At 75.9% G+C, this 10,075-nt stretch carries 7 protein-coding genes; 5 read left to right on the top strand and 2 right to left on the bottom strand.

Translation table 11 applies throughout. The features are described from left to right. Window positions 1-23: 23 nt before the first annotated feature. From Q0795_RS11975 to Q0795_RS11955, 5 genes are read left to right on the top strand one after another with little or no spacing between them, the layout of a single operon-like run. Entirely contained in the window at window positions 24-1,088 is a 1,065-nt protein-coding gene (locus tag Q0795_RS11975; protein WP_298889934.1) for a glycosyltransferase, read from the top strand. Continuing rightward, a complete protein-coding gene (locus Q0795_RS11970; RefSeq protein ID WP_298889932.1) occupies window positions 1,085-1,711 on the top strand; it encodes a hypothetical protein in 627 nt (208 codons plus the stop codon). The genes Q0795_RS11975 and Q0795_RS11970 overlap by 4 nt, the downstream gene beginning before the upstream one ends. Then, window positions 1,708-2,811 carry a non-hydrolyzing UDP-N-acetylglucosamine 2-epimerase gene (gene wecB, locus Q0795_RS11965; RefSeq protein ID WP_298889930.1) on the top strand — a complete coding sequence of 368 codons (1,104 nt, stop codon included), beginning with the start codon at window positions 1,708-1,710 and terminating at the stop codon, window positions 2,809-2,811. The genes Q0795_RS11970 and wecB overlap by 4 nt, the downstream gene beginning before the upstream one ends. Beyond that, the gene (locus Q0795_RS11960) at window positions 2,812-5,556 is read left to right on the top strand and encodes a hypothetical protein (protein WP_298889928.1); all 2,745 of its coding nucleotides are present in this window, start codon (window positions 2,812-2,814) and stop codon (window positions 5,554-5,556) included. A gap of 6 nt (window positions 5,557-5,562) precedes the next feature. Beyond that, a complete protein-coding gene (locus Q0795_RS11955; RefSeq protein ID WP_298889926.1) occupies window positions 5,563-6,810 on the top strand; it encodes a hypothetical protein in 1,248 nt (415 codons plus the stop codon). Window positions 6,811-6,814: 4 nt separating this feature from the next. Here the strand turns inward: Q0795_RS11955 and Q0795_RS11950 are convergent, their stop codons facing one another. Both Q0795_RS11950 and Q0795_RS11945 read right to left on the bottom strand, forming a co-directional pair. Then, entirely contained in the window at window positions 6,815-8,923 is a 2,109-nt protein-coding gene (locus tag Q0795_RS11950) for a glycosyltransferase family 4 protein (RefSeq protein ID WP_298889924.1), read from the bottom strand. Between the two features lie 31 nt (window positions 8,924-8,954). After that, a complete protein-coding gene (locus Q0795_RS11945) occupies window positions 8,955-10,022 on the bottom strand; it encodes an inositol-3-phosphate synthase (protein WP_298889923.1) in 1,068 nt (355 codons plus the stop codon). Between the last annotated feature and the right edge of the window lie 53 nt (window positions 10,023-10,075).

Genomic DNA, 10,075 nt, shown 5'->3' with positions numbered 1-10,075 from the left:
CGCCCTGTGCCATGATCGCCGGTATGTCCTCGGTGCTCCTGCTGTCCAGCAACGGCGCGGGGATGGGCCACCTGACGCGGTTGCTGGCGTACGCGCGCCGGATGCCGCCGGAGGTCCGCCGGCACGTGGTGTCGCTGTCGCAGGCGGTGCCGGTCGTGGAGGCCGAGGGGTTGCCGTGGGAGTACCTCGCGTCGCAGGGTGCCTCCGGCCTGCGCCCGGCGGCGTGGCGGCGCCTCTTCGCCGAGCAGGTCGGCGAGATCCTGCACCGGGTCGACCCCGACGTGCTGGTCTTCGACGGCACCCACCCCTACTCCGGGCTGGACGAGGCTCTGGCCGCCCACTCCCGGACCCGCGCCGTGTGGTCGCGACGGGGGATGTGGCGTGCGGGCCGCAACACCGACCAGCTGGAGAAGGCCGCGTGGTTCGACGCGGTCGTCGAGCCCGGCGACCTGTCGGCCGCCGCGGACCGCGGGGCGACGGCCACGGTGCCCGACGAGGCGGTCCTGCGGGTCCCGCCGGTCACCCTCGTCGACGCCGGGCAGGCGCACGCCCGGGCCGCCTCGCGCGCCGCCCTCGGTCTGCCGGCGGAGGGCACCCTCGCGCTGGTCTCGCTGGGTGCCGGCAACATCAACGACACCGATGACGAGGTGGGGGCCGCCGCCGCGGCCCTGACGGAACGGGGCGTCGGAGTCTGCGTCACCGCCCCCGCGATCGCCGAGCGGGCGTATGCCGGTGACGTCCACCTCGTGCGGCACTTCCCGCTGTCCGAGCACTACCGGGCCTTCGACCTCGTGGTCGCCGCGGCCGGCTACAACTCCTTCCACGAGTCCCTGCGGCTCGGGGTGCCGACCCTGCTCGTCCCGAACCGGCAGACGTCGCTCGACGACCAGGAGGCCCGGGCGCGCGAGGCCGCCCGACAGGGCTGGGCGCTCGTCGCCCCCACCCTCACGGGTGGCGCGGCCGGACCCCTCGTCGACGAGCTGCTGGCGCGCGGCGGGGAGCTCGCCGCGGCCGCGCTGGACGCCGACCCCGGCAACGGGGCGCAGGCCGCCGCCGACCACATCCTGGCCGTGGCGGGCGCGGCATGACCCCCACCCCGGTTCAGCGGCGGCGCCAGCAGACGCTCGCCCGGTGGACCCGGAGGCTGCCCGGCTACCGGGTGGCGCTGGAGGAGGTCCTCCCCCGGGTGCGCCGCAGCGCCACCCTGTCCGACCTGGCGTGGCGCGTCTTCGCCCCGCGTCACGGGGCCGGCCAGGTCGACGTGCCGATGCGGGCCGGGCGCGCCGTCGGCGGCGCCGACGTCTCCCGGCTGCCGGTGGTGGGGATCCTCGCGACCGGGTTGGACGAGGCCGCGGCGGAGCTGCTCGTCGACCAGGTGTGCACCCTGCAGCGCGAGCTGCTGTCCTTCCGGCCGCTCTTCGTGCTCGACGTCCCGGTGTTCGGCGCGGCCCGCCGGCACGACGTCCCGGTGGAGCTGGTGGTGCCGCAGGCGGTCTTCGCCCGAGGTGCGCACGGTGACCCCGAGGGCTGGGAGGAGCACGTGGCCAGGCGGGTGGCCGGCATCGTGGACCACTACCAGCTCTGGCACCTCGCCCGGGCCGACGAGGGCGGGCTGATCCCGGCGGACGAGCGGCTCCTGCGCGTGCTGGGCGAGCGGCTGCCGCGCGAGCTCCAGGTGCACGCCGCGGACGAGGGACAGGGGCCAGGGTGACCGGGCGCCCGCTCGTGCTGCACGTCACGGGCGCCCGTCCCAACTTCCCCAAGGCGGCGCCGGTCATCCAGGCGCTGCGTGCCCATGACGTGGAGCAGCTGCTGGTGCACACCGGGCAGCACTACGACGACCGGATGAGCCAGGTCTTCTTCACCGAGCTCGGGCTGCCCCGGCCGGACGTCGACCTCGGCATCGGCTCCGGCACCCACGCGGGGCAGACGGCCGCGGCCATGGTGGGGCTCGAGGAGGTCATGACCAGGCGGCACCCGGCCCTGGTGGTCGTCTACGGCGACGTCAACTCCACCGTGGCGGCGGCGCTCGTGGCCGCCAAGCTGCACCTCCCGGTCGCGCACGTCGAGGCCGGGCTGCGCTCCTTCGACCGGACGATGCCCGAGGAGGTCAACCGGGTGGTCACCGACCGGCTCAGCGACCTGCTGCTGGTGACCTGCGCCGACGCGGCCGACAACCTGCGTGCGGAGGGGGTCGACCCCGCCACGGTCCACCTGGTGGGCAACCCGATGATCGACACCCTCCTGCGTCACCGGGGGCGGCTGGACCAGCAGCGGGCACGCAGCGAGGTCGGGCTGGCCGAGGAGGGCGACTACGTCGTGGCCACGCTGCACCGCCCGGGCAACGTCGATGACCGGGAGCACGCCCGGCGGGCGGTGTCCACGCTGCACCAGGTGGCCGACCACTGCCCGGTGGTGCTGCCGATGCACCCGCGCAGCCGTCCGCGGCTGCTCGACGTCGGCCTGCTCGACCACCCCGGGATCCGGCCCGCCGACCCGCTGGGCTACCTCGGCTTCCTGTCCCTCGTGCAGGGCGCGTCCGTCGTGGTGACCGACTCCGGGGGCGTCCAGGAGGAGACGACCGTGCTCGGGGTGCCCTGCCTCACCCTGCGGCCCAACACCGAGCGGCCGGTGACGATCACCCACGGCACCAATGCCCTGACCACCCACGCCGAGCTCCCTGCAGCGGTGGCGAGCCGCCTGGCCGCGGGGCGGCAACCCGCCGGGAGCACGCCGGTGCCCCCGCTGTGGGACGGCCACGCCGGTCCGCGGATCGCCGCCGTGCTGGCCGGGTCGCTGGGGGCGGCCTGAGTGCAGGTCGACGAGGCGGCGGTCCTGCTCGGGGCCCACCCGCACGGCTACCTCCTGCTCGTCGGGGACGCCCGGGGATCGGCGCCACCGGAGTGCCGGGGGTGGCGCGAGATGCCCGGCCTCCTGCCCGGCAGCACCCTGCACCTGCAGCCGCGCACGGTCCTCGGCCACGCCCGGGGCCCCCTCCACGACCGCGACCTCGTCCTGCTGGGACACCCGGTGGACGTCGCAGCCGGCCTCACCGACCCGACGGTGGTCGCGGGACGGCTCGCCGCGACGTGGGTCCGGTGGGGGACGGACGCGATGGTCCGGGAGGCGGCCGACCTCGGCGGACGCTGGACCCTGCTGGCCGGTCGGCAGACGGCGCCCGAAGGCGACACCGGCGCGGCCGACGGACGCGCGGCCGCCGGCGGGCAGGTGGAGCTCCTGGTCGTCCCCGACACCCACGCCACCCAACCCGTCCACGTGGGCCGCACCGCACGCCGCGCCGCCGTCGCGAGCGCGCCCGCGCTCGTCGCCGGTGCCCTGGGCCTCGACCGGGACGAGCGGGCGCTGGAGCTCCTCGACCTCCTGCGCGAGCGCAGGTCCGGCCGGGTCACCTACCTGCCCGGGCTGCGCACGGCATACCTCGGGGTCGAGGCGCTCGTCCCCAACTCGCTGCTGCGGCTGAGCCTCGACGCGGACAGCCTCGAGGTCGAGCAGCGGCGGTTCTGGCCCTTCCGTCCCCGGGTGGCGACCGAGGACGTGGACGCGGTGCATGCCGCGTTCCGGGAGCGCCTCACCGCGCACACCGCGTTGCTCGCGGGTCTGGGGCGACCCGCGGTCAGCCTCACCGGCGGGCTGGACAGCCGGGTGACCGCCGCCGTGGCCGCACCCGCCCTGCGGTCCGCCGACGGGTTCGCCTTCACCTACCTCAACCCCCGGGACGCCGCCCGCAGCCCCGCCGCCGTCGAGGACGTGACCGTGGCCCGCGAGGCGGCCCGGGCGCTCGGCCTGCCGCACCGCGTCCTGCGCTGGCGACAGCCTCCCCGGCACGGGACCTTCGACGTCCTGCACCGTCGCACCTACGCCCCCCAGCTGCCCTCGCGCGGCGCGGCGCACGCCATGTGGGCCGACCTGCCCCCCGACCTCGTGCAGCTGCAGAGCAACGGCGGGGAGACCGGGACGACCTTCGTCCGGCACCGACCAGAGCACGTCCTCACGCCGCGGCGGCTCACCGAGCTCTACCTCGGCAACAGCGCCGACGTCGGAGACGACCTCGTCGAGGAGCTCTACGGTGACTACCTCGACCGGGTGCCGATGGACGCGGCCGCGCTGCTGGGCTTCGACGACTACGACGTCCTCTACTGGGAGCAGCGGATGGGGCGGTGGGGGTGGCAGAAGTTCGTGGACGGGGACTTCGGGCACCGCATCCTGCTGCCCTTCAACGACCGCGTCCTGCTGGAGACCATGCTGTCCCTGCCCTACGCGCTGCGCCACGACCGCGTGCTGTTCGAGCGGCTCCTCGCCGAGGCCGGGGTGCGGCACCTCCCCGGGGAGGCGCGGGTCACCGGCGCCCGCCCGAGCCGCACGCGAGCCGCCCGTGGTCCTCGCCCCGGGCCGCTGCGGGCGGGTGTGGGGCGGCTGCGCCGGACGGTGCGACGTCGGCTCGGGGCCACGCCACCGGCCGGGCCCCACGGCGGGACGGCGGCCACCGTCCGGACGGACCGGTCCTCCACCCCTCACGACCCCTCGTCCGGCGCGGGCGCGTGCTCGTTCGCCGTGCTGCCGTCCGGGTCGGCCGCGCGGCCCCCCGGCGGTCTGCGCCAGCACCCGTTGCCGGTGCGTGGGCTGAGCCTGTGGGTCCACCCTGGCCTGCCCCGCGCCGTCACCGGAGACGCCTCGGCGTGGGTGCTCGTGCTGGGTGACCCCGTGGACGTCCCGGACGGGCTCGACGGCGCCGCGGCGGTGGCGCACCTGCTGCACCGGCTCCTCGCCCACGGTCCCGGCCTCACCGCCGCGACCGAGCGGGCCGCGGCGTTGTGCGGGTCGTGGACCGTGGTGATGGTCGGGCCGGAGGGTGGTCGGGCGATCACCGACCCGCTACCCACCTCTGACCTGCGCCTCTGCGCCGACGGGACGACGCTGGTGGGTGACCCCGCCCTGGCGGCGGCCCTCGGGAGCGGGGAGGGGGGGCCGGTGGGCGGCGACCGGCTGGCGCGCACGCCTCCCTCGGGCCCGGGGACGCCGTGGCGGGTGGGCCCGTTGCCTGGCCTGCGTGCCCACGCCGCCGCACAGGACGTCGACGCGGCGCAGCGGCTGGCCGCGCACGTCCGGCTGCTCGCCGGGCGCGGCCGGCCGGTCCTCGGGCTGGGCGCCGAGGCCGGCCTGCTCGCCCTCGCCCCCTCGCTCAGGGTGGCCACCGGGGGGTCCGGCGCTCCGGGGTCCACGGTCGAGGCGGTGACGTGGTGGCACCCCGCCGACAGCGACAGCACCAGGGCCATGATCAGCGGTGGGGACCGCGCCTTCCGGGCCGGTGTCGACCAGCGGCTGGTCCTGGTCGACGACGCGGACCCGGCCGAGGTGGCCCGTGCCCTGGACCGGGCGCTCGCGGCCGATGCGGTCCTCTGGCTCGGTCACCGCCCGGGCGCGGCCACGGACCGGCGGACACGCGGTCTGCTCGCGGCGCTGCCACCGACCCGCCGGGTGGCCCTTCCCTGGAGCGACCGTCTCCTGCCCCTGCTGCCGGGAGGCGCACTAGAGTGAGCGGCGATGGCTGACACGAGCGCGCCGGGCCTCGGCCACGACCCCGAGGGCGGCGGGGCCCCGCACGGCCCGGCGGACGCGGCACCGGCGGCGCGCGACCTGGTCGTCTCCTACTGCTTCCCGCCGTTCGTCGACACCTCCGCGATCGTCGCCGCCAAGCGGGTGCGCGAGATGGGCCGGCCGGTCGACGTGCTGCAGAACCGCATGTCGGCCGAGCGCCGGACCGACCGGGGCCTGGCCCGCATCGCCGACCACCTCGTGGTGCGCCGCCAGCAGCTGCCCAGCCCCACCCTCTTCTCCTCGTGGCGCGGGATCACCGGCTTCACCCGGCGCGGGGTGCAGCGGGCGCTGGAGTGGGACCGTGCGGGGGAGGGCTACCTCCGGATGTACAGCCGCGCCCACTTCACGGCCAGCCACGTGCTCGCGGCCCGGCTCGCCATGCTGCGCCCCGGCGTGGAGTGGACGGCGGAGTTCTCCGACCCCCTCTCCCGGGACGTCACCGGCGCGGTCCGGCACGCCCCGGTCCGGGAGGACGCCCTGCTGGACACCCTGCGCGAGGGTATGCGGTCGGCGGGCTTCACCCCGCCGGCCAGCGGCAACTCCTTCGAGTGGGCCGAGCAGCTGGCGTTCGCCCTGGCCGGCACCCTGGTCTTCACCAACGAGCACCAGCGCGAGCTCATGCTCGAGCGGGTCGAGGACGCCGAGCTGGTCGATCGGGTCCGGGAGCGAAGCCGGGTCTCCCCCCACCCGACCCTCCCCGAGGAGTTCTACTCGATGGCCGACCCGGAGTACCCGCTCCCCGGTGACCGGCGCCACATCGGCTACTTCGGCAACTTCTACGCCACCCGGGGTATGGGGAGCGTGCTCGCCGCCCTGGAGGCCCTGCCGCAGCGGCTGCGCGACGAGGTCTGCCTGCACGTGTTCGCCGGACGGCCCGACGAGGTCGAGGAGGAGGTCCGTCGGCGGGGCCTGGAGGACTGCGTGCGCACCGGGCCCTTCCTCGGCTACCTCGAGTTCCTGGCGATGTGCCGGCGGATGGACGTCCTGCTGGTGAGCGATGCCGTCACCCAGGGCCTGCTCGCCACGAACCCGTTCCTGCCGAGCAAGTGGAGCGACTACCGCGGCAGCGGCACCCCGGTGTGGGGGATGGTCGAGCCCGGATCGGTCCTGGACGCCCAGCCGCTGGACCACCGCTCACCGGTGGACCACACGTCGGCCGCCGTGCAGGTGCTGGCCGACATCGCGCGCTCCTGACGCCTCACCCGCCCAGGACGAGACCGGCGAGCACGTCCCGGGTCGCCCCGGCGGCGAAGCGCTCCTGCACCACCGTGCGGGCCTGCGCGGACGCGGCCGACCACGCGGGCTCCTCCGCGAGCGCGTCGACCCGGGCCGCCGCCTCCTCGACGGAGCCGACCACCCAGTCGTCCGGGAAGAGGCTGCGGGCGCCGTCGAGGGGCGCGAAGATCGGCCAGTCGCGGACCACCGGGACGGCACCTGAGGCGGCCCCCTCGACCAGCGCGAGACCGAAGGACTCCCGGCGGCTGGTCGAGAGGACGAAACCGGCCGCGGCCAGGTGCGGCGCCAGGTCCCGGGTCCAGCCGACGAAGGACACCGCACCCCGGACGTCGTCGTCGGCCAGCCGGCGGCGGAAGGCCCGGGCGTAGTCCTGCTGCGAGGCGACCGTGGTCTCCGGGAAGTCGACGCCGACGAGGACCAGCCGCCAGGTCGGGTCCTCCCGGCGCAGCAGGGCGAGCACCTCCAGCGCCCACAACGGGTCCTTGACCCGCTGGGCCCAGCCGACCATGAGCAGGGTCCTGCGGTGCCCCGGCGTCTTGCCGCTCGGGATGCGGGCCGGGTCGAGCACGTTGCCCACCACGCGCACCTGCGTGCCGGCCAGCCGGTCGCCCAGCAGCGCCACGACGACCCGGCGCAGGTGCTCGCTCACCAGGACCAGCACGTCCACCCGGGTCCAGTCCAGCAGGTGGATCCAGGGGGAGAGCGCGTCCATGCTGTGGATGCGCAGCGTCACCCGCACCCCCGAGGGGGCACCCATCACGGCGGCGACCGAGCCGCGGTCGGCCCAGTCGACGAAGAGCGCGTCGGCGGCCTCCAGCTCCTCCAGCAGCTCGTAGTCCGGCACCCAGGCCTGCCCGACCGCCTGCCGCAGCCGGGCCGCGACGAGCTCGCCGCGGGTGCCGAGTCCGCGCAGCTGGTCCTTCGCCCGCAGGTCGAGGACCCGGACGTCCGCCCGCCGGGTCAGCTCCTCCACCACCGGCGTCGCGAACTGGGGGTAGGACCCGGGCGCGACCACGACCCGGGGCGCGCGGCTCCCGCCCGGGGCCGGGTGCGCGGCGGCCGTCCGCGGGTGGGGTGGCAGCCGCGGCACCGGCGCGGCCAGCAGCTCCCCCACCCGGGAGGCCCGCCAGCCGGCCAGGAAGGTGTCCGGATCGGAGACGAGCGGTGATGCGAGGCCGTCCGCGTGCAGCTCGCGGTGGAAGAGCAGCTGCAGGGCGAGCGTGGTGGCGCGGACCGCCTCCTCGGGGACGTCGTCGACGTCCTCGCCGAGGGCGGCGTCGGCCCGGGCGAGCACCGCGCGGACCGTGGCGTCGAGGTCGGCGGGCTGCTCCCCGGTGCGGGAGAGCTCCACCAGCGTGCGCAGCGCGCGGTGCACCGCCGCCTCCGGGCTGTGGGCGGGATCGGCGTCGAGCCACCCCGCGAGCCGCGCGGCCAGGGCGTACTCCCCGGTGCCGTGCAGCGCCACCACCAGGGGCAGGAGGAGGGCCTGCCGCCGGGGAGGTATGCCGCCCCCGCCGGCTGGGAGCTGCGCGAGCACCTCGCGCGCCAGGTCGGCGTCGAGGCGGGCCCCACCGGCACGAGCCCGTCGGTGCAGGGTGGTCCACACCGCGGGCTCCCCCGCCCGCCCCTCGAGCTCCTGCAGCTGCAGCAGGGGGGCGGGTGCGGCGCCGGCGCGGTCGAAGAGCCGGCGCGCCTGCGGGCCCACCGGCACGACGGAGTCCGCGCCCTCCAGCGTGCGCCGTGCCCGGGGATCGGCGCGCAGGGCCCGGGCGAGGGGACCGCGGTCGCGGAACCACGCGGCCGGGCCCGGCCGGCGCAGCCGCCCGGCGAGCTCACGGGGCGTGCGGGGCGGACGGGCCCGGACCGGCACCCGCGCCCGGAAGGAGCGCAGCGCGTGGCCAGGCTCGCCCCGGCACCACAGCAGGACCACCTGGTGACCCTGGTCGGTCAGCGTGCGCAACCGGTCCGCCGCCGCGTCGAGGTCGGCCGCGTCCAGGGCCACGGCGGCGATGCGCTGCCGGTCGCGTCCGGTGTCGGTCATCCCGGCGGCGTCAGGAGGGCGGTCGGACACGCCCCGACCCTACGCGAGCCGTCAGCGGGGGTCAGCCCCGGATGAAGGCCTCGACCTCGGCGCGCCCCTGGTCGTCCGGCATCTGCACCGGCGGGCTCTTCATGAGGTAGGCGCTGGCCCCGACGACCGGCCCGCCCTGCCCCCGGTCCTGGGCGATCTTGGCCGCCCGGATGGCGTCGATGATGATCCCGGCCGAGTTGGGGCTGTCCCACACCTCGAGCTTGTACTCCAGGTTGAGCGGCACGTCGCCGAACGCGCGTCCCTCGAGGCGGACGTAGGCCCACTTGCGGTCGTCCAGCCACTGGACGTAGTCCGAGGGCCCGATGTGCACGTCCCGATCGGCCATGGTGCGGGCCATGTTGGAGGTCACGGCCTGGGTCTTGGAGACCTTCTTGCTCTCCAGCCGCTCGCGCTCCAGCATGTTCTTGAAGTCCATGTTGCCGCCCACGTTGAGCTGGTAGGTCCGGTCGAGCGCTACCCCGCGCTCCTCGAACAACCGCGCCAGCACCCGGTGGGTGATGGTGGCTCCGACCTGGCTCTTGATGTCGTCGCCCACGATCGGCACCCCGGCCGCCTCGAACTTCGCGGCCCACTCGGGGTCGCTGGCGATGAAGACGGGCAGCGCGTTGACGAAGGCCACGCCCGCGTCCAGGGCGCACTGCGCGTAGAACTTGTCCGCCTCCTCGCTGCCGACCGGCAGGTAGGACACGAGCACGTCGACCTCGGCGTCGCGCAGCACCTGCACGACGTCGACCGGCTCGACCGGCGACTCCTCCACGGTGAGGGCGTAGTACTTGCCGAGCCCGTCGAGCGTGGGCCCGCGCTGGACGGTCACCCCGGTGTCCGGCACCTCCGCGATGGAGATCGTGTTGTTCTCCCCGGCCTGGATGGCCTTGGCGAGGTCCTGGCCGACCTTGGCGGAGTCGACGTCGAAGGCCGCCACGAACTCCAGGTCGCCCACGTGGTAGTCGCCGAACGACACGTGCATCAGCCCCGGGACCGACGCCGAGGGATCGGCGTCGCGGTAGTACTCCACACCTTGCACGAGCGAGCTGGCGCAGTTGCCCACGCCGACGATCGCGACCCTGACCGATGACATCCATGCTCCTTGCCGACATACCACGGGCGGCCCAGCGGGCCGCCCCTTCACGT

Source organism: uncultured Serinicoccus sp. (assembly GCF_947487915.1).
Taxonomy (GTDB): Bacteria; Actinomycetota; Actinomycetes; order Actinomycetales; family Dermatophilaceae; genus Ornithinicoccus.
Note: the sequence above shows the minus strand (reverse complement) of the source record. Positions and strands in the feature narration are given on the sequence as shown.